We start from the raw sequence: 26,489 nt of genomic DNA, 5'->3' as shown, positions 1-26,489 counted from the left end.
CGGCATTAAAAAATTGGTTGACGGAAAGAACAATGAAACACATGCTTGCGTCGGTCTGTCGGTGGCCTGGAACGCATTGGCGTCAGGCTGGATTGTTGGTCCTGGTTACGGGGCTCGGCGGGTGCGGAGGCGGGGCGCCGTTGTTCACGGCGGACGGACGCCCGACTACGCAGGTGCAATGCACCGGCAGCGACTGGAGCAATTGCACGGACAATGCCCGAGCCATCTGCAGCGGGGAATTCGACGTTCTCCAGCAATCGACCGATGACGCTGTGCGAAATCTTCTCTTCGCATGCAAGAAGAAAGGCGATTATTGAGCCCGATACGATCGCACGATGGGACGTAATCGGGTAAAGCGCTTTTCTATTCGCTTGGAGTCGGCTATTTTTCATGAATAACACTCACGGAGTCCCATCCATATGGCGACCTACAGGCAACTGACTGCGCAACTCGAAAGACTTCAGCAAAAGATCGACAAGGAACGCGAAAAGGCGATTGCCGATGCAATTGCCGCCATTCGGGCGAAAATCGAGGAATTCGACATTACGCCGGAAGAGCTCGGTTTCCTCCCGGCCGGCAAGCGCGCCGCCGCGAAGCCGAAGCGCGCGTTGCCGCCGAAGTACCTGAATCCGAAGACGGGCGAAACGTGGAGCGGCCGCGGCCGTGCGCCGGCTTGGCTCGGCAAGAACCGCGCGCGTTTCCTGATCAAGGACTGATTCCCGGAAATCCTCACCTTTCGTGCGGTCACTGACGGTGCGAGCGGCCCCACGGCCCTCGCACCGTTTTGTTTTTGGGCCGCCGACGCGCGATTCGGCATCGCGTATCGAACGGCAACTCCCCGCGATTAAAAGAGCGCGTTTCACACATTCGTCGCGATTGCCGTGGATTTGGCGGCGAATTGCGGTAAACGAGCGCGTAATTCGCGTCGCAAGGCGCACGGCCATTTGCGATCTTCGCGGTGCTGACGTGCAGCGCGCACGCATCACCGCTCGCGCATTGCGCCGCCTCGCGATAGGGCTCCCGAATCTGCTCACCATGGCTCCTGTAAATCCTCACCTCTGACGGATGCGCCGCGCCGTCGCGTGTCGCCCACTGCGCTCGTTGCAATGTGTGAATGCGTCGAGTGCAAGCGCATGTTGCCGGCCTTGATGCGCATCGCACAGTCGGCCGATCGGCATATAGGCAGCCGCATCCGGTTCGCCTATGCTTGGAGTTCGCGTCGCCCGGCGCGTGGCCATTCGGGCCGTGCACCGGCCGGGCCGTCTTTCGTTACCGTATGGAGTCGATGTGACCGTTCGCCATCTCGATGCGTTGTTTCAGCCCAAGTCCGTTGCGGTCGTCGGCGCATCGTCGCGCGCGGGCAGTGTCGGCGCGATGGTATGGGCGCGCGTGCTCGACGGCGGGTTCGAAGGGCCCGTGTGGCCCGTCAATCCGAAGTACCGAGAGCTCGGCGGGCACACTGTGATCGGCGATGTCGAGCGGCTCCCCGCGCCGCCGTCGGTCGCCGTGATCTGCACGCCGCCCGCCACGTGGGCCGGCATCGTGCATAAGCTCGGCGAACTGGGTACACGTGCGGCGGTGATCGTCGGCGATGCACGAACCGACGCCGATCGCGCCGCACTCGACCGGGCGCTCAAGGCCGCGAAGCCGTTCGTGCTCCGTATCGTCGGGCCCGGCAGTCTCGGCGTGCTGTCGCCCGCGCGGCATGCACATTTCGGCGCACCGGCCTATACGGCGCGCTCGGGCGGCGTCGCGTGGGTGTCGCAATCGAACGCGCTGACCAATGCGGTGCTCGGTTGGGCCAACGCGCGCGGGCTCGGCTTCTCGCATGTCGTCGCGCTCGGCAGCGAGGCCGACGTCGATGCCGGCGACGTGCTCGACTACCTCGCCAGCGATCCCGGCACGCGCGCCATCCTGCTCGAACTCGATACCGTGTGCGCCGCGCGCAAGTTCATGTCGGCGGCGCGCGCGGCCGCGCGCAACAAGCCGGTGCTCGCGCTGCGTACCGGGCGCGGCGATCCGGGCGACGCACTGTATACGGCGGCTTTCCAGCGCGCCGGGATGGTCCGCGTCGATGCGCTCGACGATCTGCTCGACGAGATCGAGACGCTCGGCGTCGGGCGCGTCACCGCGCGCGGCGCGGCAACCCTCGTGACCAGCGATGCGGGCGTCGCGAAACTCGCGGTCGATGCGGTCGCGCAGGTGCGCGACGTGCTGGCCAACTGGCCGGAAGCGGTGACGTCGGCGGTGTCGGCCGCGCTGCCGCACGTTGCGGTGCCCGGCAACCCGCTCACGCTGGGCGACGACGCGCGTCCCGAGCATTTCGGCGCGGCCGTCAAGGCGCTCGCGCCCTACTCGCAAACGGGCACGCTGTTCGTCGTCCATTCGACGTCTCACAGCGCGCCGGCCGAGGCCGTTGCGCGCACGTTGATCGAAGCGCGGCAGCATGCGCATCGCGGCATCCTCGCGTGCTTCTTCGGTGCGGTCGATGCGGCGACGCGCGACGCGCTGCACGCAAATGGCATCCCGGTGCACACGACGCCGCAGCGGCTCGCGCGCGCCTATGCGCGGCTGGTCGACTACAACCTCGGCCGTGAACTGCTGATGCAGACGCCCGAAGGTACGCCACTGCAACCGGCCGAGCGTGTCGCGTCCGCGCAGGCTGACGCACGCCGCATGGTCGAAGCCGGCGAACACGAGCTGGCCGGCGAAGCGGCGCTGCATTGGCTGTCACGCTTTGGCTTGCATGGCGAGCCGGACGAGCCGTCGGCCGGCGCGAAGGTCGTCGACGTGACGATCGAGATGTACGACGATTCGAATTTCGGCCCGGTGTTCCGCTATGCGGTGCCGCCGGCCGACGGCGTATCGGCGCCGCTCGTTGTGTACGGGTTGCCGCCGCTGAATACGGTTCTTGCGCGCGCGGTGATGGAGCGTTCGCCGTATGCCCGCCGCGCTCCGGTCGAGCCCACGCTGGGCGCGCTGACGGCGCTGTCGCAGGCCGTGTGCGACGTGCGCGAGGTCGTCGCGATGTCGGTCACGCTGCGCGTGCTGTCTGACCGCACGTATGTGGTTGCGCCGCGCATCACGCTCGCGGCCGGGCGCAGCAGGCTCGCGATCATGCCGTATCCGCGTCACCTTGAGCAGACGCTCGAATGGCGCGGCGAAACGGTGACCATCCGTCCGATTCGTCCTGAAGACGAGGACGCGCACAAGGAGCTGCTCGGCGCGATGACGCCGGACGATCTGCGGATGCGCTTCTTCGGCGCGGTACGCAGCTTCGACCATTCGCAGGTCGCGCGCATGACGCAGATCGACTACGACCGCGAGATGGCTTTCATCGTGGCGCTCACCGACGCATCGGGCCGGTCGCATACGCTCGCGGTGGCGCGCGCGGTTGCCGATCCCGACAACGAGACGGCCGAGTTCGCGATCGCGGTGCGGCCCGATCAGAAGGGCAAGGGGCTCGGGCGGCTGATGATGATGCGCATCATCGAATACGCACGGTCGCGCGGCACCGCGTGGATGGTGGGCGAGGCGCTGCGCGAGAACACGGCGATGATCTCGCTCGCGAAGTCGTGCGGGTTCGCGGTGTCGCCGACGGAGGAGCCTGGCGTGGTCGGATTCAAGATGAAGCTGCAACCGTAGTCGCGAGGCGTCGAGTGTCGAAAAGTATGTGGGTATCGCGTGCAGTTGGCACCGGCGCGTGCGATGTCGGCCATGCGTGCGTCGTCGGTGCGGCGGTTCGTCTGGGCGAATGTTCTCGGCTGTGGCGATCGGAACGAGCATGGGAGCCGTTTCGGTGGCTCGCCCCCAAAACAAGGCAGAACGCACCGGGGTTTTCGTTTCGACGATGGTGTGTGCCGAATCTATAGGCGAGTGCGGTATCCCGGTGATTTTCGCGGCGTATCGGTGCGCACGTGCTGCATGTCGCATGCATCTCCAGCCTGAAAAAACTCAAAGGTGAGGCTTTACGGGAGCCTTCACGTGAGCTTTTCCGGGAGACGCTTGGTGAGTCGATACGGGAGCTGTCGGTGAGCCTTCCCGGGAACTGGCGGTGAGCCCTTTCAGGAAGGCCTGGTGAGGCTTTTCGGGAGTGAATGGAGAGCGTCTGTGCGAGGTGCCGGAGAGGACGTTCGGACCGCCGGATTGGTGCCGCCAGTGGCTTGAGGTGAGCGTTTTCGGGAGGCTGAAGTGAGTCTTTTCGGGACCTTGAGCGACCAGCGCTCGGGCTGACGCGGCGCCGGCAGGTACCGGTGCCGCGCCGATGCGGCCGCGTGCGATGTGTGCGTCGCATGCGCCGCGAAGCGTGCCAATGCGCTGCGCGCTTCCGCGATTGCACGCAGCGGGCGGGCGACTGCCCTTACACGGCGAGCTTGGTCGCCGCGTCGCTCACCTGGTCGCGCGTGATCGCGAGTTCGTCGAGGTGGGCGTCCGCATAGACGCCGCCGGTTTCGCGCTCGAGGCGAGCAATCGTCAGCGCGCAGCGCGCAGTGTCCTTCGGCATCGCGATGAAGCGCTTGACCGACTCGCCGGACGTGAACGCGTCGAACAGCGCGGCTCGCACGTCGTCGGGGAGCGTCTTGGTCCATTGGTACGGCTTGCCGTTGAACGTGATCGACGGCGGCAGCGTCCGTTCCTTCTTGGTGGCCGTGATGAGGCCGTAGGTGCGCGCGGCCTCGCCGATCTGCTCGGGCGAGAAGAGTTCGTCGGGCGTGATGTCGAACTGCTCGATATAGCTTTCGATCGCCAGCATCGCCGCGGCGCGATCGTCGCGCTTCTTCTGCGCGCGCGCGACGATGTCGCGCAGTTCGTCCGCTTCGTCGGGCGTGATCGTGAAGCTTGCCTGCTTCTGCTGAAGTTCGGAGAAACGCTGGAATTCTTGATCGTTCAGAAGTTTGGCCATGACATTCATCGGATACGGAGGCCGCAACTGCCGGCCGCCGTCGTTTTTGAGAGGGCCGTTATTCTAGCGTAGCGCCGGACGCGCAGTACTTGCGCGTCCGGGAACGATCGTCCGAATGCTGGCGGGAACAGGCGCCGTATCGCCGTGCATCGTATCGGCGCGGCTCGCCCGGTCGAACCGGCGAACGCCCGAACGCCCGAACGCCCGAACGACCGAACGCCCGAACGACCGAACGACCGAACGACCGAACGCCCGAACGCCCGAACGCCCGAACGCCCGAACGCCCGAACGCCCGAACGACCGAACGACCGAACGACCGAACGACCGCTCAACCGCTCAACCGCTCAACCGCTCAACCGCTCAACCGCTCAACCGCTCACTCCACCCACCGCCCTTTACGCCGTCCCCCCCATTCACCGACTCCCCGCCCGCCACATCGACAACTGACCGGCCGTCTCCCGCAGCCTTGCCGCGACCGCGTCAGCCGACGGCGCCGTGTGCGCATCGATCCGGCGCATGTACGGACAGGTCAGCACGGCGATCGAATGACCCGACGGGCCGACGATCGGTGCGCTCAGATCGGTGACGCCATACGCCTGGCGGCTGTCCTGCCGCAAGTAGCCGGACTGCCGAATGGCGTGACATACCTGCGCGAGCTCCTGTTCGTCGATCGGCGCTTCGCCCTTGACCTTGCGATGCTCGGCCAGCATGTGCGCGCGCTGCTCGGTACTCTGGAACGACAGCATCACGCGTCCCGACGCCGTATCGGCCAGCGCGATGCGCGAGCCGAGCCGCACCGACACACACCACGGCCCGGGGCCGTCGACCTGCGCGATCACGAGCAGGTTGCCGTGATCGTAGACGGTCAGATGGCACGACTGTTCGGCTGCGTCAGCGAATCGATGCATCAGCGGCAACGCCTCCGCGATCAGCCGACTCATAGGTGGATGCCGGTGTGCAAGTGCGAACAGCTTCAGACTCAGCGTGTAGCGGTCGCCGCCGCTCGAGCGCATCACGTAGCGGCGCGCGACGAGCCGCTCGAGCATCCGGTAGATCTCGCTCGCGTTGCGGCCAAGTTCCCTCGTGATTTCGGTGCGGGTCAATCCTTCCTTTTGTTCCGACAGGAGCTCGAGAATGTCGAGGCCCTTGTCGAGCGCAGGCGCGCGATAGCGGTCGGCTGCGCCCGTCGACTCCAGTGCGTCGCTGTTGGAGAGCGGGTTGTCAGTAGTTAGCGTCATGTGTAGGAAGTCAGGGAGTTGCCGATCGGTGGGCGACGCACGCTGGCGGACGTGCACGCGGCGTCGCGAAGCCGCGCGCGGATATGACTGCCATCCGCGCGAGCCCGACAACATTCAGTGTGCGATGCAGCGTGTTTTTTACCGATCGTTATCGGGCATGAACGGCTCAGGTGCCGTTCGCGATGACAGGGTCATAAGAAATACTGGATATTCATCTTTCAGCGTCGAAGGACGCGAGAGGCGGCCGCCATGCCGACCGCGTCGGCGTATCCGCCGCTGCAACGTAATCTCTGCGGTCGCACCAATAGTCGGTATCCGTCGCGCGCCATTCCACCGCCAGCCGCCGATGGTACAAAGAGCGGCGGGTCATCGATGGTGCGCACGCGCGTCGTCGTCGGCCGGTATCCTGTCACATTCGCCACCAAGAGGTTCAGCACGATGAAACTGCTTCGCTACGGCCCGCCCGGCCAGGAAAAGCCCGGTATTCTCGACGCGCAAGGCCGGATTCGCGACCTGTCCGCGCATGTGCCGGATCTGGCCGGCGACGCGCTGTCCGACGCCGCGCTCGCGCGCCTGCGTGCGCTGGACCCGGCCGCGCTGCCGCTCGTCGCGGGCCAGCCGCGCATCGGGGCGTGCGTCGCGCGCGTCGGCAAGTTCATCGCGATCGGGCTGAACTATGCGGATCATGCGGCCGAAGCCGGCATGGCCGTCCCGAAGGAGCCGGTGGTGTTCGGCAAGTGGACGAGTTCGATCTGCGGCCCGAACGACGACATCGAAATCCCGAAGGGTTCGGTCAAGACCGACTGGGAAGTCGAACTGGGCGTCGTGATCGGCGCAACCTGCAAGGACGTCGACGAAGCGCGCGCGCTCGACTACGTCGCCGGCTATTGCGTGGTCAACGACGTGTCCGAGCGCGAGTGGCAACTCGAGCGCGGCGGTCAGTGGGACAAGGGCAAAGGCTTCGACACGTTCGGGCCGATCGGGCCGTGGCTCGTCACGCGCGACGAAGTGCCCGATCCGCAACGCCTCGACCTGTGGCTGGAGGTCGACGGACACCGCTATCAGAACGGCAACACGCGCACGATGGTGTTCACCGTCGCGCAACTGGTCGCGTATCTGTCGACCTGCATGACGCTGCAGCCGGGCGACGTGATCACGACCGGCACGCCGCCGGGCGTCGGCATGGGCATCAAGCCGTCGCCGGTGTTCCTGAAGGCCGGCCAGACGCTGCGCCTCGGCATCGAAGGGCTCGGCGAGCAACTGCAGCACACGCGCAACGCACGGTAGCGGTCGGCGCGTGGGGCGCTGCGTGAACGGCGAATGCCGAATTCGCAGTGCCCAGCGCCCATTGCCCGCTGAACGTCTACCGCCGCGTGCCGTCCGCGAAGCGTCGAATATCGAGGACTGAACGTCGATCGTCGAATGCCGGCCGCTGACGGTTGCCGCTCAACCTCGACCGCTGGCCACCGACTGCAGAACACGGTTGCAGAACGCCGCCCGCCGACATCAATTCATCGGCGCCCTGAAGAACAGAACAGCCGCCCCGGCCGGAATTCATCGCGCTTCAACGCCCCGACCCCACAACCCGCGCCCGCATCCGGCCGCTACAGCACCGCGATCCCCCACATCCCCGCCTCACTTACCCGAGAGCTTGCGCCACAGCGTCGTCTTGCTGATCCCGAGCATCGCGCACGCGCGATCGCGATCGCCGCCGCACGCATCCAGCACCGCGCGAATCTCGTCGGCTTCCGCGCGACGGCGGCGCGCGTGCAGGGTGCGCGCATCGTCGTCGTCCGCGGCCTCGACCGGCGCCGCGAACAGCTCGGGCGCGATCGCCCGCAGCGCGTCCGGCGCGAGCGCCGGGCACGCGGCGGTCAGATCGTTCTCGTCGGCTTCCTCGGCTAGTTCCACCGCGATCCGCTCGATCACGTTCTGCAGCTCGCGCACGTTGCCGGGCCATCGATAGCGCGCGAGCGTCGATTGCGTCGCGCCGAGCACGCGCAGCGCGTCGCCGGGCTCGCGCATGCGCTCGGCGAGCCGCGGCTCGCGCTGCGCGGCCTGTACGAGCAGCGTCGCCGCAAGAGCCGGGATGTCGGCCGCGCGCTCGCGCAGCGGCGGCAGGCCCACGTTCAGGATGTTGAGCCGGTAATACAGATCCGCGCGGAACGTGCCGGCTTCGACGGCCGCCAGCAACGGCCGGTGCGTCGCGGCGATCACGCGCACGTCGATCCGGATCGGCTCGGTCGAGCCGAGGCGGATCACCTCGCGCTCCTGCAGCACCCGCAGCAGCCGGCTTTGCAGCGACGGCGGCATCTCGCCGATTTCGTCCAGAAACAGCGTGCCGCGGTGCGCGGCCTCGAACAGCCCCGTCTTGCCGCCGCGCCGCGCGCCGGTGAACGCGCCTTCCTCGTAACCGAACAGCTCGCTTTCGAGCAGCGCCTCCGGAAACGCGCCGCAGTTGACCGCGACGAATGGGTAATTGCGCCGCGCCGACAGCGCATGCAGGCTCTGCGCGATCATCTCCTTGCCGGTGCCGCTTTCGCCGAGCACCAGCACGGTCGCGTCGGATTTCGCGTAGCGGCGCACGAGGTCGCGCACGCGCGCCATCGGCGCGGACGCGCCGATCACGTCGTCGAGCGTGTAGCGCGCCGCGAACTGCTGCGTGTTCGGCTGCGAACGCAGCGCGCGGTCGAGCCGCTCCACCGCGCGCGACTCCTGGAACGTCAGCACGCTGCCGGACGTCACGCCGCGATCGACGAGCGGCCCGCGATGCACGACGTATCTCACGCCGCGCACGGTCGCGAGCGCATCGCCGTCTTCGCCGCGTAGCGTGCGCAGCTCCGGCCTGAGATCGACGAGCGCGCGGCCGACGGCCGCCGCGGGTTCGACTCCGAGCGCCGACGCGAGCCGCTCGTTGATCGCCTCGACCCGCCCGCGCGCATCGAGCGCGACGACGCCGTCGCGCAGATGCTGCAGCAGGTTGTCGAGCCGCTGCCGGCGAAACGCCTCGGCGTGGGTTGCATACGCGACTTCGAGCGCGGTCTCGACCGCCTGACGCACCGACGCGTGCGAATACAGGAATACCGCGCCCATGCCCGCGCTCGCCGCCAGATCGGTGACGAGGCCGGGGCCGACGATCGTCTCGATGCCGCGGTCGTGCAGGTCGTGCACGCACGCCTCCGCTTCCTGCGCGGACTGATATGACGCAAACTGCACGTCGAGCCCGTACGCGGCGACGAAGCGGCGCACTTCGGGCGGCGTCTCGCCGGCGCTGACGAGCGCAATGCGGGTCGCGTCCCGACGCGCGCGCGCGAGCGCCTGCATCACGTCGAAGCCGGTCGGCGACACGACCACCACCGGCACCTGCGCGCGCGTTTTCAGGAAGCCGCCGTTCGAGCCGGCCGCGACGATCACGTCGGGCCGCGCGGTGCCGGCCTCGGCGATCGCGCTCAGCGCGTCTTCGTACGCGCGCGTGACGATGCGCACGTCGGCGCGTTCGTCGAATTCGCCGGCGATCTCGCGGAACAGGTCGCGCAGCCGGCTGATGCCCATCGCCCAGATGCGTGGGCGCACCGCGCGGTCGGTCGGGCCGGCGGGCGTGGTCGAGGAGAGGTCCATGACGATCGATTATGCGCGTGGCATTTCATTTTTGAAACACAAAGGCGCTGAAATGAAATCGACCGATGAATCGTGCCGCGCGCCGCTTGCTTAAGAATCAGTGGGTTAGCGGTGGAATGGTGCGCTGGCCCGGTCCTTGCTGTTAATGGGCATTCCTTCAGGAGGCCGTTCATGAGCAACACGCATCTTCAAAGCGCCGGCGCGAAGTTTCGCGCGGCAGTCGCGGCCGAGCAGCCGCTGCAGGTGGTCGGCGCGATCACCGCATACGCGGCCAAGATGGCGCAGGCCGTCGGCTTCAAGGCCGTCTACCTGTCGGGCGGCGGCGTCGCGGCGAATTCGCTCGGGATCCCCGACCTGGGCATCAGCACGATGGAAGACGTGCTGATCGACGCCAACCGGATCACCAACGCGACCGACCTGCCGCTGCTCGTCGACATCGACACGGGCTGGGGCGGCGCGTTCAACATCGCGCGCACGGTGCGCTCGTTCATCAAGGCCGGCGTCGCAGCCGTGCATCTCGAGGACCAGGTCGGCCAGAAGCGCTGCGGCCACCGTCCGGGCAAGGAAGTCGTGCCGGTCGAGGAAATGGTCGATCGCGTGAAGGCCGCAGTCGACGCGCGCACCGACGACCAGTTCGTGATCATGGCGCGCACCGACGCTGCCGCGGCGGAAGGGATCGACGCGGCGATCGAGCGTGCGGTTGCGTACGTCGAAGCCGGCGCCGACATGATCTTCCCGGAAGCGATGAAGACGCTCGACGACTATCGCCGCTTCAAGGCCGCCGTGAAGGTGCCGATCCTCGCGAACCTGACCGAATTCGGCTCGACGCCGCTGTTCACGCTCGACGAGCTGCGCGAAGCGAACGTCGACATCGCGCTGTACTGCTGCGGCGCGTATCGCGCGATGAACAAGGCGGCGCTGAACTTCTACGAGACGCTGCGCCGCGACGGCACGCAGAAGGCTGCCGTGCCGACGATGCAGACGCGCGCCGAGCTGTACGACTTCCTCGGCTATCACGAATACGAGCAGAAGCTCGACCAATTGTTCGCGCAGGGCAAGAAGTAACGCGGCCCGCGCGACCCGACACACGCATCCCCATTGGAGAATGTAAACATGAGTGAGACGAAAGACGCAGCAGCACCGGCCGCAGCAGGCGGATTCAAGCCGAAGAAGTCGGTGGCGCTGTCCGGCGTGACGGCCGGCAACACCGCGCTGTGCACGGTCGGCCGGACCGGCAACGACCTGCACTACCGCGGCTACGACATTCTCGACGTCGCCGAATCGTGCGACTTCGAGGAAATCGCGCACCTGCTGGTACACGGCACGCTGCCGAACCTGACCGAGCTGGCTGCGTACAAGACCAAGCTGCGCGCGCTGCGCGGGCTGCCGAACGCGCTGAAGGCCGCGCTCGAGCAGATTCCGGCGTCGGCGCACCCGATGGACGTGATGCGCACCGGCGTATCGGTGCTCGGCACCGTGCTGCCGGAGAAGGACGATCACAACCTGCCGGGCGCGCGCGACATCGCCGATCGCCTGATGGCGTCGCTCGGCTCGATGCTGCTGTACTGGTATCACTTCTCGCACAACGGCAAGCGCATCGAGACGGAAACCGACGACGACTCGATCGGCGGCCACTTCCTGCACCTGCTGCACGGCAAGGCGCCGTCGAAGTCGTGGGTCGAAGCGATGCACACGTCGCTGATCCTGTACGCGGAGCACGAGTTCAACGCATCGACGTTCACCGGCCGCGTGATCGCGGGCACCGGCTCGGACATCTACTCGGCGATCACCGGCGCGATCGGCGCGCTGCGCGGCCCGAAGCACGGCGGCGCGAACGAGGTCGCATACGACATCCAGAGCCGCTACGACTCGCCTGACGAAGCCGAACTGGACATCCGCCGCCGCGTCGAGAACAAGGAAGTCGTGATCGGCTTCGGCCATCCGGTCTACACGATCTCCGATCCGCGCAACAAGGTGATCAAGGGCGTCGCGCACAAGCTGTCGAAGGAAGCGGGCGACCTGAAGCTGTACAACATCGCCGAGCGCCTCGAGTCCGTGATGTGGGACGCGAAGAAGATGTTCCCGAACCTCGACTGGTTCAGCGCCGTGTCGTATCACCTGATGGGTGTGCCGACCGCGATGTTCACGCCGCTGTTCGTGATCTCGCGCACGTCCGGCTGGAGCGCGCACATCATCGAGCAGCGCATCGACAACAAGATCATCCGCCCGAGCGCGAACTACACCGGTCCGGAAGATCTGCAGTTCGTGCCGATCGACAAGCGCTGACATGCCGCCGCGCGCGCCGGCGTCCGCGATGCGGGCGTCCGGCGCGCGCGCAACGTTTCATCCCGAATTCCGCCCCACATCATGAATACCGCCTACCGCAAACCTCTGCCCGGCACGTCGCTCGACTACTTCGACGCGCGCGCCGCGATCGACGCGATCGCCCCCGGCGCCTACGACACGCTGCCGTACACGTCGCGCGTGCTCGCCGAAAACCTCGTGCGCCGCTGCGACCCGGCGATCCTCGCCGATTCGCTGAAGCAGATCATCGAGCGCAAGCGCGAGCGCGACTTCCCGTGGTTCCCGGCGCGCGTGGTGTGCCATGACATCCTCGGCCAGACGGCGCTCGTCGACCTCGCGGGCCTGCGCGACGCGATCGCCGAGCGCGGCGGCGACCCGGCGAAGGTGAACCCGGTCGTGCCCGTGCAACTGATCGTCGACCACTCGCTCGCCGTCGAATGCGGCGGCTTCGATCCCGACGCGTTCGCGAAGAACCGCGCGATCGAGGATCGTCGCAACGAGGACCGCTTCCACTTCATCGAGTGGACCAAGAAGTCGTTCGAGAACGTCGACGTGATCCCGCCGGGCAACGGCATCATGCACCAGATCAACCTGGAGAAGATGTCGCCGGTGATCCAGGTGCAGGACGGCATCGCCTATCCGGACACCTGCGTCGGCACCGACAGCCACACGCCGCACGTCGACGCGCTCGGCGTGATCGCGATCGGCGTGGGCGGCCTCGAGGCGGAGAACGTGATGCTGGGCCGCGCGTCGTGGATGCGCCTGCCCGACATCGTCGGCGTCGAGCTGACCGGCAAGCGTCAGCCCGGCATCACCGCGACCGACGTCGTGCTCGCGCTGACCGAGTTCCTGCGCAAGGAAAAGGTGGTGGGCGCCTATCTGGAATTCCGTGGCGCTGGCGCGGCGAGCCTCACGCTCGGCGATCGCGCGACGATCTCGAACATGGCGCCGGAATACGGCGCGACGGCCGCGATGTTCTTCATCGACGGTCAGACCACCGACTATCTGCGCCTCACCGGCCGCAGCGACGAACAGGTCAAGCTGGTCGAGACGTACGCGAAGGCGGCCGGGCTGTGGGCCGACACGCTCGCGCATGCGCAGTACGAGCGCACGCTGACGTTCGATCTGTCGAGCGTCGTGCGCAACATGGCCGGCCCGTCGAACCCGCACAAGCGTCTGCCGACCTCCGACCTCGCCGCGCGCGGCATCGCCGGCCAGTGGGAAGAGAAGCCGGGCGAGATGCCGGACGGCGCGGTCATCATCGCGGCCATCACGAGCTGCACGAACACCAGCAACCCGCGCAACGTGATCGCGGCCGCGCTGCTCGCGCGCAATGCGAACGCGCGCGGCCTCACGCGCAAGCCGTGGGTGAAGAGCTCGCTCGCGCCCGGCTCGAAGGCGGTCGAGCTGTATCTGAAGGAAGCGAACCTGCTGCCGGAACTCGAGAAGCTCGGCTTCGGCATCGTCGCGTTCGCATGCACGACCTGCAACGGGATGTCGGGCGCGCTCGATCCGAAGATCCAGCAGGAGATCGTCGATCGCGACCTGTACGCGACCGCCGTGCTGTCCGGCAACCGCAATTTCGACGGCCGCATCCATCCGTATGCGAAGCAGGCGTTCCTCGCGTCGCCGCCGCTCGTCGTCGCGTATGCGATCGCCGGCACGATCCGCTTCGACATCGAGAAGGACGCGCTCGGCCACGACGCGCACGGCAAGCCCGTCACGCTGAAGGACATCTGGCCGACCGACGAGGAGATCGACGCGATCGTCGCATCGAGCGTGAAGCCCGAGCAGTTCCGTAAGGTCTACGAGCCGATGTTCGCGCGCACGGCCGACGCAGGCGAGCGTGCCGCGCCGCTGTACGAGTGGCGGCCGCAGAGCACCTACATTCGTCGTCCGCCGTACTGGGAAGGGGCGCTGGCCGGCGAGCGTACGCTCAAGGGCATGCGGCCGCTCGCGGTGCTCGGCGACAACATCACGACCGACCACCTGTCGCCGTCGAACGCGATTCTCGCGACCAGCGCGGCCGGCGAGTACCTCACCAAGATGGGCCTGCCGGAAGAAGACTTCAATTCCTACGCGACGCACCGGGGAGACCACCTGACCGCGCAGCGCGCGACCTTCGCGAACCCGACGCTCGTCAACGAGATGGCGGTCGTCGACGGCGCGGTGAAGAAAGGCTCGCTCGCCCGCGTTGAACCTGACGGCAAGGTCATGCGGATGTGGGAAGCGATCGAGACGTACATGAACCGCAAGCAGCCGCTGATCGTGATCGCGGGCGCCGACTACGGCCAGGGCTCGTCGCGCGACTGGGCGGCCAAGGGCGTGCGGCTCGCGGGCGTCGAGGCGATCGTCGCCGAAGGGTTCGAGCGGATTCACCGCACGAACCTGATCGGGATGGGCGTGCTGCCGCTGGAGTTCAAGCCCGGCACGAACCGCAAGACGCTCGGCATCGACGGCACCGAAACGTTCGACGTGATCGGCGCACGCACGCCGCGCGCCGACCTGACGCTCGTGATTCATCGTCGCGACGGCGAGCGCGTCGAGGTGCCCGTCACGTGCCGGCTCGACACGGCGGAAGAAGTGTCGATCTACGACGCGGGCGGCGTGCTGCAGCGTTTCGCGCAGGACTTCCTCGAATCGTCGCAAGCGGCTTGAGCCGGACACACAGGGATAACCGAGACATGGCTCACATTCCTCAAATCAGGATTCCCGCGACCTATCTTCGCGGCGGCACGAGCAAGGGCGTGTTCTTCCGGCTGCAGGATCTGCCGGAGGCCGCGCAGGCGCCCGGCGCCGCGCGCGACGCGCTGCTGCTGCGCGTGATCGGCAGCCCCGATCCGTACGGCAAGCAGATCGACGGGATGGGCGGCGCGACGTCGTCCACCAGCAAGACGGTGATCGTGTCGAAGAGCACGCGGCCCGGCCACGACGTCGACTATCTGTTCGGGCAGGTCTCGATCGACAAGGCGTTCGTCGACTGGACCGGCAACTGCGGCAACCTGTCCGCGGCCGTCGGCCCGTTCGCGATCAGCGGCGGGCTCGTCGATGCGGCGCGCGTGCCGCGCGACGGCATCGCGACCGTGCGGATTTGGCAGGCGAACATCGGCAAGACGATCGTCGCGCATGTGCCGATCACGAACGGCGCGGTGCAGGAGACCGGCGACTTCGAGCTGGACGGCGTCACGTTCCCGGCCGCCGAGGTGCAGCTGGAGTTCATGGACCCGGCCGCCGAGGAAGACGGCGCGGGCGGGTCGATGTTCCCGACCGGCAATCTCGTCGACGATCTGGTCGTGCCGGGCATCGGCACGCTGAAGGCGACGATGATCAACGCGGGCATTCCGACGATCTTCGTCGACGCCGAAGCGATCGGCTATACGGGCACCGAGCTGCAGGACGCGATCAACGGCGATCCGAAGGCGCTCGAGAAGTTCGAGACGATCCGTGCGCACGGCGCGTTGCGCATGGGCCTGATCGACACACTCGACGAGATCGCGACGCGCCAGCACACGCCGAAGATCGCCTTCGTCGCGAAGCCGGCCGACTACGTCGCATCGAGCGGCAAGCGCGTGAACGCGGGCGATGTCGACCTGCTGGTGCGCGCGATGTCGATGGGCAAGCTGCATCACGCGATGATGGGCACGGCGGCGGTCGCGATCGGCACGGCCGCGGCGATTCCGGGCACGCTCGTGAACCTCGCCGCAGGCGGCGGCGAACGCACCGCGGTGCGCTTCGGGCATCCGTCGGGCACGCTGCGCGTCGGCGCGGAGGCGCGCTTCGAGAACGGCGAATGGACCGTCACCAAGGCGATCATGAGCCGCAGCGCGCGCGTGCTGATGGAAGGCTGGGTGCGCGTGCCGGGCGACGCGTTTTAAGCGTCGTCGCTGCGCCCCGCGAGGGGCGGGCGAACTGCGACTTGCCCGCTTTGCCCGGCGGTATGCCGGGCGAAGCGGGCCGCCTGCCCGTCATGGGCAGGCCATTGCGCGATGCGGCGCGGCGCGCAATCGCGATATTCCACGATGTTTCGATTCGAAAGAAAATTCCGGTCGTCGATGGCTGGATAATAAAAATATCCAGATCGTGGAAACGATTCGAATTCATGCGCCGGATATGTGCTGCAATTTCGGTTTTCCGGGTATCGAATGATCCGGATCAATGCGTATTGAAATTGTGGGCCGTGAACCGCGTTATATGCGACGCTCTGCCGGAAATTTCGATCACAAATACCGCGGCCGACGCCTTCGCATTCGATTGACCACACCTACCCGGCGGCGAAAACCAGCCGACCGGGGCGATGGAATCGAATTCTGCTCTCACGCCGCGAGAGAAAGAAGTCGTGGATCTGCTGCGTCGCGGATTCAGCAACAAGGCCATTGCCGCTCATCTCGGCGTCGGACTCGATACCGCGCGGCGCCACGTGAGCCGCGTCAAGCAGAAGACTGGCGTCCGATCCGTCATCGCGTTGCCGGGCGGCGATTTGCCCGACCACCCCGGATGGCTCGAGCGCCTGGATCTGGGCGGCGTCCATCTGAGCCCGGCCGAATCCCGCGTGCTGCGACTGCTGTGTCATGGACGCGGCAGCAAGGACATCGCGCGCTTGCTGCAAATCAGCCCCCGTACCGTCGACAAGCATCGCGAGCATTTACTCGATAAATTTTCGTGCAAATCGACGCGTCAACTGGTCGCGTGGATCGCCGGTCAATACGCGAAATGTGGCATGGCGAATTCCTCGGGAGAATCCTAATCTGCATCCATGCGCTGCAGATACAAATAAATGAATTGATCGGTCAATAATTTTTAAATTGGAAATTGTTCGATTCGTCAATAAATAAGGCGTTTGTTTTTGTGCGTGACGCTCGCCGCGTGCGGAAGATTCATTTTTAGCGAGCTTATCCGAGGGAATTACAAAATGAGCATCCTGAAAGTTTGCCGTTGGCCGAAAGTGGGTAGCACCTGGGACGTCATTACCGAGGGGACCGGGGAGCTGAAGAAGAAGGTCGGGGATACGTTCTCCGTGACCGGCGTGAAAAAGGAAAGCCTGAGAACCGAAAACACGTACTACGTGTACCAGGGCAGCCATGTCGACCAGGGGCAGAAGGTCGTGTGCAAGAGCCTCAGCTCGACCGGCAACGTGGCGGAGTTCCAGGTGCAGGCGCAGCTGTTCCAGGCGGAGGAGTACGCCGTGCTGGCCCAGTCGTTCCAGAACGTGCTGGCTGCCGTGACCAAGACCGTCGCGATCGGCATCGGTCCGAAGGACTTCGCGACGCTCAAGCAGGCTGGCTACAACCTGTGCTTCGCGAAGAAGGTCGGCGACGCGGCGTACAACGTCGTGTGGCGCGCATCGTTCGAGTACCTCGAGGACAACGAGTTCTCCTGGACGCCGATCTACCAGATCTTCGGCACGAACCGCTATCAGGACGGCATTACCGTCAAGGCGTCGACCAAGAAGGTCTCTATCGGCCTCGGCGAGATCGTCACGCTCGACAAGTACGGCCAGTTCGGCTCGCCGTCGACCGGCGGCGACCCGACCGCGATCAACATGGAGAACGACTACGGCGAGATCCATCCGGGCATTTGCCAGCTGAGTACGGGTATCGACGGCGAGGCCGTCAGCACGCCGATCTACGCCGCGCCCGAAGTGATGGTCTCCGGCGAAGCGTCGTTCACCCCGATCGAGAAGGTGCTCGTGTGGTTCGAGCAGAACATCGAGACGTCGACGATCTTCTCGCGGGCGCGGTCGCGCAGCATCGAGATCGACCTCACGAATACCAATTCGACGGGGCGAGTCTACGAAGGCGGGCAATGGAAAACGCCGTGATGCTGCCGTGAGCGGACGCGTCGTCAGCCGTTACGTCGAGATCGATATGTCCGACGTGTCGACGGCGGCACGCATCTACCAGGGGCAGTGCTGGATCGTTCCCTGACGGCACAGGCCGGCGTCGTGGCGCCGGCCTTTTCGTTTGTGGTTCGCTGCGCCGTATCGCGCCGCGCGTTCGCATCGGACGCCTTCCACGCACGAAAGCGCGTCAGAATACGCATACCCGGCGCACACGTCTGCCTGCCGCGCGCGCCTCCATTTGCTTCGAGCCCATCCCCACGAGGTCGCCATGCCATTGAACGCGCCGCTTGCCGGCATCCATATCGTCGAATTCGAAGGTCTCGGCCCCGGCCCGCTCGCCGGCTGGATGCTCGCGGGGATGGGCGCGCGCATCACGCTGATCGCGCGCCCGGCCGGACGCAGCAGCGCGCCCGATGCACTGCGGGCGCGCGACGGCGACTTGCTGCGCGAAGGCAAGACGATCGTCGAACTCGATCTGAAGAGCGCGGCGGGCCGCGACGCGGCGCTCGCACTGATTGCGCAGGCCGACGCGCTCATCGAAGGGCTGCGGCCGGGCGTGATGGAGCGCCTCGGCCTCGGGCCCGACGACTGCGCGCGCCGCAACCCCGCGCTCGTGTATGGACGCATGACCGGCTGGGGCCAGGACGGGCCGCTCGCGACCGCGGCCGGACACGATCTGAACTACGTGGCGCTGACGGGCCTGCTGTCGTTGTCCGCGCCGCGCGAAGGCCGGCCGGGCGTGCCGCCGACGGTGGTCGGCGACGCGGGCGGTGCGCTCGGCCTTGCGTTCGGCATCGTCTGCGCGCTGCTCGACGTGCGCGCCGGCGGCGCGGGGCGCGTGGTCGACGGTGCGATCGTCGACATCGTCTCGATGCTCGGCTCGCTCGCGCTGTGGGCGCGGGCGAACGGGCAGCTCGACGGCGCGCAGCCGAGCCTGTTCCACGACGCGCCGTTCTACGACGTCTATCGCTGCGCGGACGGCGCATGCGTGACGATCGGCGCGCTCGAGCCGCCGTTCTACGCATTGCTCGTGGAGCGCCTGGGGCTGACGGACGTCGATCCGGCGTCGCAATACGATCGCGCGCGCTGGCCTGCGCTGAAGGCGCGTTTCGCGGAGGTGTTCGCACGCGAGCCGTCCGCGCACTGGCGCGCGCTGCTCGAAGGGACGGACGCGTGCTTCGCGCCGGTGCTCAGCGTGGCCGAAGCCGCGACGCATCCGCACAACGTGGCGCGGGCGATCTATCGCACCGATTCGAACGGCGACATTCGCGCGCGCGTCGCGCCGCGGTTTCTGCCGTTGACGGACGATCAAGCGAACGGGCCCGTATAAGCACCGATGCGCGGTAGGCAACGCGGGGCGTCAAGGCCGAGCTGGTTGAGCTTTGAACTCGATTCGTCGAGCGGTTCGGCGAGCCTCGCCGTATTCCTCCGGCTACGCTGCATGTCCATCCGCACCGCTACAACATCACGTTGCGCAGCGTGGGCGATCGACTGATCTGCGAAATGTGCGATGCCGTCGACCTTGCCGCGACGAAGCGATAAACGTTGACTGCGCACGTCTCCGGCGGCCGACCACGCAAGCAACCGCACCCCGAACCAATTCAAGCCGTTTCCGCCACCGCCTCGGGCATCTTCCCGTCGCCGACACGATTGATCGTGCCTTGCGCGATCGCGACGAGCCGCTCGTGATCGCCGTCGATGACGTACACGTGACACTGGCAGGTCGCCTGATGCCGGCCCGCGTAGACGACCTGCGCGCGCGCGACGAGCGTGCCGTTCACGGCCGGCCGCAGGTAATTGATCTTGTACTCGGCGGTGATCACGCGGGGCCCGAGCACGAGTGCGCCGGCGAACGTCAGCGCATTGTCGGCCAGATAGCCCATCACGCCGCCGTGCACGAAACCGTGCTGCTGCCGCAGCTCGTCGCGCACGGGCAGGCACAGCGACACCTCGTTGTCGCCGATATGCATCAGCTCCGTGCCCAGCAGCATGCTGAACGGTTGCGCGCGCAATGCGCCGCGCGCGTGGTCCGTGATGTCCGTCATCGACTTGCCTCGCAATGCGTGTCCGCTTGCGCTGAACTCTAGGAAGGGGGCTGCGGATAAGCAAGGAAATTCGTCCGCATTGCGCGCAAATACCGGTGCGATGCGACGCGATTATTGCGTCGAATGCGTGCGAAGCCGTCGGCGGCGGCCGATTCGGCGGAAATCGTGCGCGGCGCTGCGCGGCGGCCTAAAGTCCGACGCCGAAATGCCGCTAATGCCGGGGCATTGCTCCATCCTCCGCTTCCAGGAATCTTCCCCCATGTTCGGAAAAATCAAGCTCGCGTCGGGTCTGCTCGGCGTGCTGACCGTGTTTTGCCTCTTTCTATTCGCGATCGAGGCGCTCGGGTTCTGGGCGCTGACGTCGACGCGCAGCGGCGTCGACGATCTGTCGAACGTCGCGATCGCGCAGGTCGACGCGGCGAGCCAGGCGACCGAGCGGCTGCTCGACGCGCGCGTGAACCTGTCGCGTGCGGGCACGCGGATGGTGCGCGGCGGCCCCAAGCCCGACGACATCATCAGTCATGCCAGCGCGTCGCTCGCCGAAGCGGACAGCGCATTCGCGCGTCTCGCGGCCGCGCCGCCGGTCGACGACACCAACCGCGCGCGCGTCGCGGCGCTCACCGAGCGCTATCGCGCGCTGCGCGGCGCGCTCGGCGAACTCGTGCAGTTCCTCGACGCCGGCAACATCCAGGCGTTTCTCGACCAGCCGACGCAAGGCTTCCAGGACGCCTACATCGCGGAACTGCATCGCTTCGCGGACTACGGCGGCGCGTCGAGCCGCACGGCGCTCGCCACGATCGATGGCGGGATGCAATGGTTCAAGTGGGTCGGCATCGTGTTGCTGGTCGCGATGCTCGCGGCGAGTGCCGCCATCTACGGGGGCGCGCGGCGCGCGGTGGTCGCGCCGCTCGACGAAGCCGGTCGCCATTTCGAGCGGATCGCGCAAGGGCGGCTCGACGAAACCGTGCGCGCGGGCGGCGTGTTCGAGATCGACCGGATGCTGCGCGGCCTCGCCGCGATGCAGGCGAGCATCGCCGACACCGTGCGCACCGTGCGCCACGCGTCGGATGCGATCCACGTCGGCGCGGGCGAGATCGCTGGCGGCAACGCCGACCTGTCCGCGCGCACCGGCACGCAGGCCGCGTCGCTCGAGGAAACCGCGGCGAGCATGGAGGAGCTGACCGCGACCGTCCGTCAGAACACGGACAGCGCACGCGCGGCCAGCGCGCTGGCCGACGCGGCGCTCGACGCGACGCGCCAGGGCGGCAGCGTGGTCGACAGCGTGATCGACCGGATGCGCGGGATCGCGCACAGTTCGGGGCGCATCGCGGAAATCATCTCGGTGATCGACGGCATCGCATTCCAGACCAACATCCTCGCGCTGAACGCGGCGGTCGAAGCGGCGCGCGCGGGCGAGCAGGGCCGCGGCTTCGCGGTGGTCGCGGGCGAAGTGCGCTCGCTCGCGCAGCGCAGCGCGCAATCGGCGAAGGAGATCAAGGCGCTGATCGAGGAATCGGTCGCGCAGATCGACGGCGGCTCGGAGCTCGTCGAGCGCGCGGGCGCGGCGATGCGCACGGTATCGACGTCGATCACGCGCGTCGCGCAGACGATGACGGAAATCACGTCCGCATCGGTCGAGCAGAGCGTCGGCATCGAGCAGGTGAACCAGGCCGTCACGCAGATGGATCAGCTGACGCAGCAGAACGCGGCGCTGGTCGAGCAGGTCGCGGCGGCGGCGTCGTCGCTGAACGACCAGACCGCGCAGCTGATGCGCGCGGTGTCGGTGTTCGAACTGGGCGACGCGCGTGCGCAGCGTGCGGTGCGCGACGAGCGCGCCGCGGTGTCGCCGTCGCCGGCCGACGCCGCTTACGAAGCGGCGGGCAGCGCCGCGTAGGCGGTCGCGAGGTGGTAGGGCGTGGTCGACGGCATGTCGGCGCGCGACACCTGCCCGTCGGCCGACTTGCATTCGATCCAGCCGCGCGGCAGCAGGAAGCGCGCGGCGAAGCGCGCGATCTGCTGCGCGAGCGGCGCGCCGGCCGGCGTGTCGCCGTGCGTCGCGAGTGCGCGCAGGTATTCGGTCTGCGCCCAGATCCGCTGGGTGCCGTCGATGCATGCGCCGTGCGCGTCGAGCGCCGCGCACACGGCGCCCGTCTGCGCATCGACGCCGTGCCGTTGCGCGAACGCGAACGCGCGCCCGAGCGCGTCGCGCAGCCCCGTATGCGCGAGCCGCGCGCCGGCCGCATCGACCAGATAGAACCATTCGAACTGATGGCCGGGCTCGAAACGGTTGCTGGACGCACCGAGCGGCAGCTCGGCGACGCAGCCGGTCGCGGGATCGACGAACGTGCGCTCGACCGCCTGCGCGGTGCGCGCCAGCGCATCGTCGAACGCCGCGTCGCCGAACGCATCGGCGGCCGCGAGCCACGCTTCGGTCAGATGCATCAGCGGATTCTGCAGCGCGCCGCTGCCCGACGACGAGAAATCGGCGTGGCGCGCGGCATCGAGCAGCGCGGCGCGCGGCTGCGGCGCGAAGCGGTCCTGGATCAGCGCGGCGGTCTGCTCGGCGACCGTGCGTGCCGCGGCGTCGCCCGACGCCGCATGCCATGCCGCGCATGCGAACACGACGAACGCATGGGTGTAGAGATCCTTCGTCGTGTCGAGCGGCGCGCCCTGCGCGTCGATGCTGTAGAACCAGCCGCCGTGCTGCGGGTCGCGAAAGCGGCTGCAGAGCGAATCGAACAGCGTGGCCGCGTGCGCGGTGTGACCGGCTTGCGCGAACACGAACAGTTGCCGCGCACAGGCCATCGCGCGATACCGCGTGACGGGCAGCGGCGCATGGGTGACCGGATCGACGGCTTCGAACGGCAGCCGCAACGTGCGGTCGAACCCTGGACCCTGCCAGATCGGCAAGATGACGTGCGCAAAATGGTCGCGCAACTGGGCGGCCTGGGCGGAAGCGGAGTCGGAAACGGACATGACGGGGTTGTGCGCTGGGATCGAAACGTGTCGGCGCGGCCCGGTGGACCGGCGCGACCGAGGCCAAGGATAAAACATTCCGCGGCGCCGGCAGCAAAAAAAGGAGATAAATCCGATGCTCGGCAATCTGGAACTCGTGATGCGGCTGGTGCTCGCGGCCGCGCTCGGCAGTGTGATCGGCTTCGAACGCGAGCGGCTGTCGTGGGCGGCCGGCCTGCGCACGCACATGCTGGTGTGCGTGGGCTCGACGCTGATCATGATCGTGTCGGCGTTCGGGTTTGCGGATGTGCTCGGCCGCGAGCACGTCGTGCTCGACCCGTCGCGGATCGCCGCGCAGGTCGTGTCGGGCATCGGCTTTCTCGGCGCCGGCTCGATCCTGCTGCGCGGCGAGATCGTGCGCGGGCTGACCACGGCCGCGAGCCTGTGGTCGGTCGCGGCGATCGGGCTCGCGGTCGGCGGCGGCCTGTACGTCGCGTCGATTTCCGCGACGATCATCATTCTGATCATCCTCGCCGGCATCAAGCCGCTGGAGCGGCGCTACTTCACGGTGCGGCAGCGCCGGCAGCTCGCGCTGACGGTGGTGAGCGGCGCGCTGACGTTCGATTCGCTGCACGCGGCGCTCGGCCCCGACAGCGCGCGCGTGAAGCAGTTCATCGTGCAGCGCGCCGACGAAACGGGCGAGCACGACGAAGTCCGCATCGCGCTCGCGCGCGTGTCGGACCTCGAATTCCGCGCGATCTGCGACAAGCTGCGCGGGTTGCCGTGCGTGACGCGATTCGACGAAGGCAACGGGTTGGCGGGCGACGAATGAACGTCGGTCGAGCGCGTCGGCGCAGCGGCCGGATCGACATTTGGTCATGCGACAATGGCCGTCACCGATTCCGTTCGACATCCGGCGCCGCTGGCGCGACCCGTCATCCGACTCCATGACCGAATCCGTTTCCGTGCCGCGTTCCCGTTCCCGTTCCAGCCGTTCTTCGACTCGTTCGCGTTCGGCCGCGGCCGCCGCTGCCGCGGATATCGCCGCTAATGCCTCTGCGCGGCCGGCCAACGCGCCGGCTGGCGATGCGTCAGACTCCAACCGTTCTTCGACTCGTTCGCGCTCGGCCGCGGCTGCCGCGGATAGCGCCGCCAAGGCATCCGCGCGGCCGGCCAACGCGCCGGCTGGCGATGCGTCGCGGGACGAAGTTACGCTCGACCTGTTCGGCGATCCGGTGCTCGAGCCGGCTGCTCGTGCCGCGGGCGCTGCGCGTGACGATACGTCGGCGGACGCACGAGCGGCAGCGGCCACGGCGGACAGCGAGGACGCCGGGCGGCAGGCGACGCTGGACGGGTTTGGTGCCACCAGCGCGATCGGTGCGACCGCGATGCGTGATGGAGACGTTGCCGCGTCGGCGGAATCGGAACTGGGGTCGTCGCCTGCGGTGCGACATGGCGATACGCGCGACGCGGATGTCGTGCACACGGTCGACCCCCACGCAACGAAGGCAGCCGACGTACGGCAACCCGCTGACGTCGGTGCGATTGCGATTAGCGAGCCGGCGATCGACGGCGCGCAAGCTCCGGCCGGCGGCGTGCCGGAAACCGCCGCCGAGGCCGTAACGGCTGCGGGGCTTGCGACCGAGACTGCCAGCGCAGTTGCCGATGCGGCCGCCGCTGAACCGCCCGTGAAATCCGCTAACGATGCGGAACTTGCGGGCACGCCGGACCAACGCGACGAAGCAGAGCGGACGCGCGGCCAGAGCAGCAGGGCGCGCCGCGCGTCGTCGGGCGGCAAGCGGCGCGCAGCGAGCGGTGCGCGCGAAACGACGGCAGCGAGCGGCACGCCGGAAGCGCAGGCGTCTGTTGCGACCGCGGAGCCGGCTTCGGCTTCGGTCCCGTCTTCAACGATGCCCGAGTACGTTGCGCCATCCGCTGAACGGCAGGCGTCGGTCGAGCCAGCCAAACCGGCCGCTCCCGCCGCCGTAGCGATTGCCACGAGCGCCGGAAATGCGCCGCGCACTGCCGCGCCGACGCAGCCCGCCGCGCCGCCGGTGGCGTCCGCGGCGTCGTTCGTGACGAAGCCGTCGGCCGATCGCGTGCAACCGGCCGTGCAGAATTCGTCGGCCTTCGATCCCGACGTTCATCTGCGTCCGCTGTCCGAGCGGCTCGCCGCGTTGCAGGCCGACACGGCCGGCATCAAGCAGGTTGCCGATCGCGAGATGCGCCGTGTCAACCGGCTGCTGCTGGCGTTGGCGGTCGTCGTGTGCGCGGGGCTCGTCGCGCTGGTGTTGCAAACCCGGCAAATCGCGCAGTTGAAACAGGACCTCGATATCAGGCAACAGCGAATCGATCGGCTGGCGGCCGATCTGTCGGCGCAGCAGGCGACGTTGATGACCCTCGCGGACCGCCACGAGGCGCTGCTGTCGCAAGTCGACCGGCTCCAGCGCAATGCGAATCGCGAGGCCGCGGCCGCGAAGCGCGTGCGTCGAACCCGCTAAGCGGTCCGACCCTACCTGCAACGCCACGCCGGGCAACGATCGCCGTATTACGGCGTCGTGAGACGACTACAGCGGTGCGACGAATTGATGCGTAACGCTGGCGGAGTTCAGGGAAAACCCTTAGAATGGAAGCCGTCTAAGGGAAAACCCTAGCGCACTTTGTCAGGAGTCTCAAATGAGCTTCATTCTCGCCCTGCTGCAAAAGATCGACGACCTGTTCGTCTCCCCGCACCTCCCGCTCGACACCGATTATTCGTACGCCGCGCGTCACGCCGAAGTCGAGCGTATGCGCCGTGCGAACCTCGCGCCGATCGTCCTGTACCGTCGCTGATTCGCTGATTTGCTGATTCGCTGATTCGCTGATTCGCTGATTCGCTGATTCGCTGATTCGCTGATTCGGCGCGGCGCTCGCCGCACCTGCCTGCCCGTTTTCCGCCGCCGCATCGCGCGCCGGTGCGACCGTCCCGCTACACTGGAAGTCCGACTCTCCTCGCGACCTCCGAGCCATGCTGCTGATGCGGCCGATGACGGCCGGCGAATTCCATGCATACCGCACGCGCGCCGTCGACGGCTACGCGCGCGACCTCGTGTCCTCCGGCCAGAACGCGATCGACGATGCGGCCAGCCGCGCCCGCGCCTGCTTCGATACGCTGCTGCCCGACGGCCTGCTCACCCCCGGCCAGACGCTCGTCCAACTGATCGACACCGCCACCGGCGATACGGTCGGCGATCTCTGGTACGCGATCGTCGCCGAAGGGCCGAACCGCACGCTGTTCATCTACGACCTCGACATCGTCCCGTCCCGGCGCCGTCAGCGCTGGGCGACGCGCGCGCTTGATGCGCTCGAGGCCGAGGCGCGCCGTCATGGCGTCACGGAGATCGGACTGTCGGTGTTCAATCACAACACGGCTGCACGTGCGCTTTATCGGGCGTGCGGCTTCGTACCGATCACGACCACATTGCTCAAGCCGGTCGTTCAGGACTAGCGGCGGGGATTCCCCCAACGACGGCTCGGCGTTCGCATTCCATTCCATTCCGGAAGGAAGCGTGATGCATCGGCCATGCGTTCGAGAAATCGTGGCCGCA

Annotated in this window: 23 protein-coding genes; 17 read left to right on the top strand and 6 right to left on the bottom strand. The window is 67.3% G+C overall.

Going from position 1 to position 26,489, the window contains the following annotated elements; translation table 11 throughout:
- The first annotated feature begins 32 nt into the window (after nucleotides 1–32).
- From MBR110_RS32535 to MBR110_RS22900, 3 genes are all read left to right on the top strand, one after another.
- A complete protein-coding gene (locus tag MBR110_RS32535; protein ID WP_309486113.1) occupies nucleotides 33–317 on the top strand; it encodes a hypothetical protein in 285 nt (94 codons plus the stop codon).
- A 102-nt stretch (nucleotides 318–419) separates the two neighbouring features.
- On the top strand, nucleotides 420–716 hold the full coding sequence (locus tag MBR110_RS22905) for an H-NS histone family protein (RefSeq protein ID WP_011881034.1): 297 nt from the start codon (nucleotides 420–422) through the stop codon (nucleotides 714–716).
- A 571-nt stretch (nucleotides 717–1,287) separates the two neighbouring features.
- Nucleotides 1,288–3,645 (top strand): GNAT family N-acetyltransferase, encoded by a 2,358-nt coding sequence (locus MBR110_RS22900; RefSeq protein WP_034193404.1) that lies wholly within the window; start codon nucleotides 1,288–1,290, stop codon nucleotides 3,643–3,645.
- Nucleotides 3,646–4,360: 715 nt separating this feature from the next.
- Here MBR110_RS22900 and MBR110_RS22895 read toward each other — a convergent pair.
- Entirely contained in the window at nucleotides 4,361–4,912 is a 552-nt protein-coding gene (locus tag MBR110_RS22895) for a hypothetical protein (protein WP_011881030.1), read from the bottom strand.
- Nucleotides 4,913–5,316: 404 nt separating this feature from the next.
- A complete protein-coding gene (locus MBR110_RS22890; RefSeq protein ID WP_034193403.1) occupies nucleotides 5,317–6,141 on the bottom strand; it encodes an IclR family transcriptional regulator in 825 nt (274 codons plus the stop codon).
- 438 nt (nucleotides 6,142–6,579) lie between these two features.
- On the opposite strand from MBR110_RS22890, the gene MBR110_RS22885 reads away from it, so the two are divergent.
- The gene (locus MBR110_RS22885) at nucleotides 6,580–7,428 is read left to right on the top strand and encodes an ureidoglycolate lyase (RefSeq protein ID WP_011881028.1); all 849 of its coding nucleotides are present in this window, start codon (nucleotides 6,580–6,582) and stop codon (nucleotides 7,426–7,428) included.
- Between the two features lie 348 nt (nucleotides 7,429–7,776).
- Here the strand turns inward: MBR110_RS22885 and prpR are convergent, their stop codons facing one another.
- Nucleotides 7,777–9,759: a propionate catabolism operon regulatory protein PrpR gene (gene prpR, locus MBR110_RS22880; protein WP_011881027.1), complete on the bottom strand. Its 1,983-nt coding sequence runs from the start codon at nucleotides 9,757–9,759 to the stop codon at nucleotides 7,777–7,779.
- A gap of 171 nt (nucleotides 9,760–9,930) precedes the next feature.
- Between prpR and prpB the strand changes: the two genes are divergently transcribed.
- From prpB to MBR110_RS22840, 8 genes are all read left to right on the top strand, one after another.
- The gene (gene prpB, locus MBR110_RS22875) at nucleotides 9,931–10,824 is read left to right on the top strand and encodes a methylisocitrate lyase (protein WP_011881026.1); all 894 of its coding nucleotides are present in this window, start codon (nucleotides 9,931–9,933) and stop codon (nucleotides 10,822–10,824) included.
- A 48-nt stretch (nucleotides 10,825–10,872) separates the two neighbouring features.
- Nucleotides 10,873–12,045 (top strand): bifunctional 2-methylcitrate synthase/citrate synthase, encoded by a 1,173-nt coding sequence (prpC, locus tag MBR110_RS22870; RefSeq protein WP_011881025.1) that lies wholly within the window; start codon nucleotides 10,873–10,875, stop codon nucleotides 12,043–12,045.
- An 81-nt stretch (nucleotides 12,046–12,126) separates the two neighbouring features.
- The gene (gene acnD, locus MBR110_RS22865) at nucleotides 12,127–14,721 is read left to right on the top strand and encodes a Fe/S-dependent 2-methylisocitrate dehydratase AcnD (RefSeq protein ID WP_011881024.1); all 2,595 of its coding nucleotides are present in this window, start codon (nucleotides 12,127–12,129) and stop codon (nucleotides 14,719–14,721) included.
- Between the two features lie 26 nt (nucleotides 14,722–14,747).
- Nucleotides 14,748–15,938 carry a 2-methylaconitate cis-trans isomerase PrpF gene (gene prpF, locus MBR110_RS22860; RefSeq protein ID WP_059462702.1) on the top strand — a complete coding sequence of 397 codons (1,191 nt, stop codon included), beginning with the start codon at nucleotides 14,748–14,750 and terminating at the stop codon, nucleotides 15,936–15,938.
- A complete protein-coding gene (locus MBR110_RS22855) occupies nucleotides 15,854–16,318 on the top strand; it encodes a hypothetical protein (protein WP_131929034.1) in 465 nt (154 codons plus the stop codon). The genes prpF and MBR110_RS22855 overlap by 85 nt, the downstream gene beginning before the upstream one ends.
- 39 nt (nucleotides 16,319–16,357) lie before the next feature.
- Nucleotides 16,358–16,807 (top strand): response regulator transcription factor, encoded by a 450-nt coding sequence (locus MBR110_RS22850; RefSeq protein WP_011881022.1) that lies wholly within the window; start codon nucleotides 16,358–16,360, stop codon nucleotides 16,805–16,807.
- A gap of 165 nt (nucleotides 16,808–16,972) precedes the next feature.
- On the top strand, nucleotides 16,973–17,881 hold the full coding sequence (locus MBR110_RS22845; protein ID WP_011881021.1) for a hypothetical protein: 909 nt from the start codon (nucleotides 16,973–16,975) through the stop codon (nucleotides 17,879–17,881).
- A 289-nt stretch (nucleotides 17,882–18,170) separates the two neighbouring features.
- A complete protein-coding gene (locus MBR110_RS22840; protein WP_014724158.1) occupies nucleotides 18,171–19,232 on the top strand; it encodes a CaiB/BaiF CoA transferase family protein in 1,062 nt (353 codons plus the stop codon).
- On the opposite strand, the gene MBR110_RS22835 is transcribed toward MBR110_RS22840, so the two are convergent.
- Complete coding sequence (locus MBR110_RS22835) at nucleotides 19,211–19,507, bottom strand: hypothetical protein (RefSeq protein ID WP_148278570.1); 297 nt, start codon at nucleotides 19,505–19,507, stop codon at nucleotides 19,211–19,213. The genes MBR110_RS22840 and MBR110_RS22835 overlap by 22 nt on opposite strands.
- Nucleotides 19,504–19,947: a PaaI family thioesterase gene (locus MBR110_RS22830; protein ID WP_014724157.1), complete on the bottom strand. Its 444-nt coding sequence runs from the start codon at nucleotides 19,945–19,947 to the stop codon at nucleotides 19,504–19,506. Before MBR110_RS22830 ends, MBR110_RS22835 begins: the two co-directional genes overlap by 4 nt.
- 259 nt (nucleotides 19,948–20,206) lie before the next feature.
- On the opposite strand from MBR110_RS22830, the gene MBR110_RS22825 reads away from it, so the two are divergent.
- The gene (locus MBR110_RS22825; RefSeq protein ID WP_059475311.1) at nucleotides 20,207–21,841 is read left to right on the top strand and encodes a methyl-accepting chemotaxis protein; all 1,635 of its coding nucleotides are present in this window, start codon (nucleotides 20,207–20,209) and stop codon (nucleotides 21,839–21,841) included.
- On the opposite strand, the gene MBR110_RS22820 is transcribed toward MBR110_RS22825, so the two are convergent.
- The gene (locus tag MBR110_RS22820) at nucleotides 21,814–22,923 is read right to left on the bottom strand and encodes an AGE family epimerase/isomerase (RefSeq protein WP_059460635.1); all 1,110 of its coding nucleotides are present in this window, start codon (nucleotides 22,921–22,923) and stop codon (nucleotides 21,814–21,816) included. The two genes, MBR110_RS22825 and MBR110_RS22820, sit on opposite strands and share 28 nt — an antisense overlap.
- Before the next feature lie 115 nt (nucleotides 22,924–23,038).
- Here MBR110_RS22820 and MBR110_RS22815 point away from each other — a divergent pair, with 115 nt between their 5' ends.
- From MBR110_RS22815 to MBR110_RS22800, 4 genes are all read left to right on the top strand, one after another.
- Complete coding sequence (locus tag MBR110_RS22815; protein WP_011881016.1) at nucleotides 23,039–23,734, top strand: MgtC/SapB family protein; 696 nt, start codon at nucleotides 23,039–23,041, stop codon at nucleotides 23,732–23,734.
- Nucleotides 23,735–23,780: 46 nt separating this feature from the next.
- The gene (locus MBR110_RS22810) at nucleotides 23,781–25,403 is read left to right on the top strand and encodes a flagellar hook-length control protein FliK (RefSeq protein WP_258569980.1); all 1,623 of its coding nucleotides are present in this window, start codon (nucleotides 23,781–23,783) and stop codon (nucleotides 25,401–25,403) included.
- Between the two features lie 175 nt (nucleotides 25,404–25,578).
- Nucleotides 25,579–25,734 carry a hypothetical protein gene (locus MBR110_RS22805; protein ID WP_011881014.1) on the top strand — a complete coding sequence of 52 codons (156 nt, stop codon included), beginning with the start codon at nucleotides 25,579–25,581 and terminating at the stop codon, nucleotides 25,732–25,734.
- Between the two features lie 175 nt (nucleotides 25,735–25,909).
- Nucleotides 25,910–26,389 (top strand): GNAT family N-acetyltransferase, encoded by a 480-nt coding sequence (locus tag MBR110_RS22800; RefSeq protein WP_046425007.1) that lies wholly within the window; start codon nucleotides 25,910–25,912, stop codon nucleotides 26,387–26,389.
- Nucleotides 26,390–26,489: the final 100 nt, after the last annotated feature.

It is taken from the genome of Burkholderia sp. MBR-1, from assembly GCF_013822785.1.
In the GTDB taxonomy this organism is placed as follows: domain Bacteria; phylum Pseudomonadota; class Gammaproteobacteria; order Burkholderiales; family Burkholderiaceae; genus Burkholderia; species Burkholderia vietnamiensis.
The sequence above is the reverse complement of the archived record's forward strand: the minus strand, read 5'-3'. Positions and strand labels throughout refer to the sequence as shown.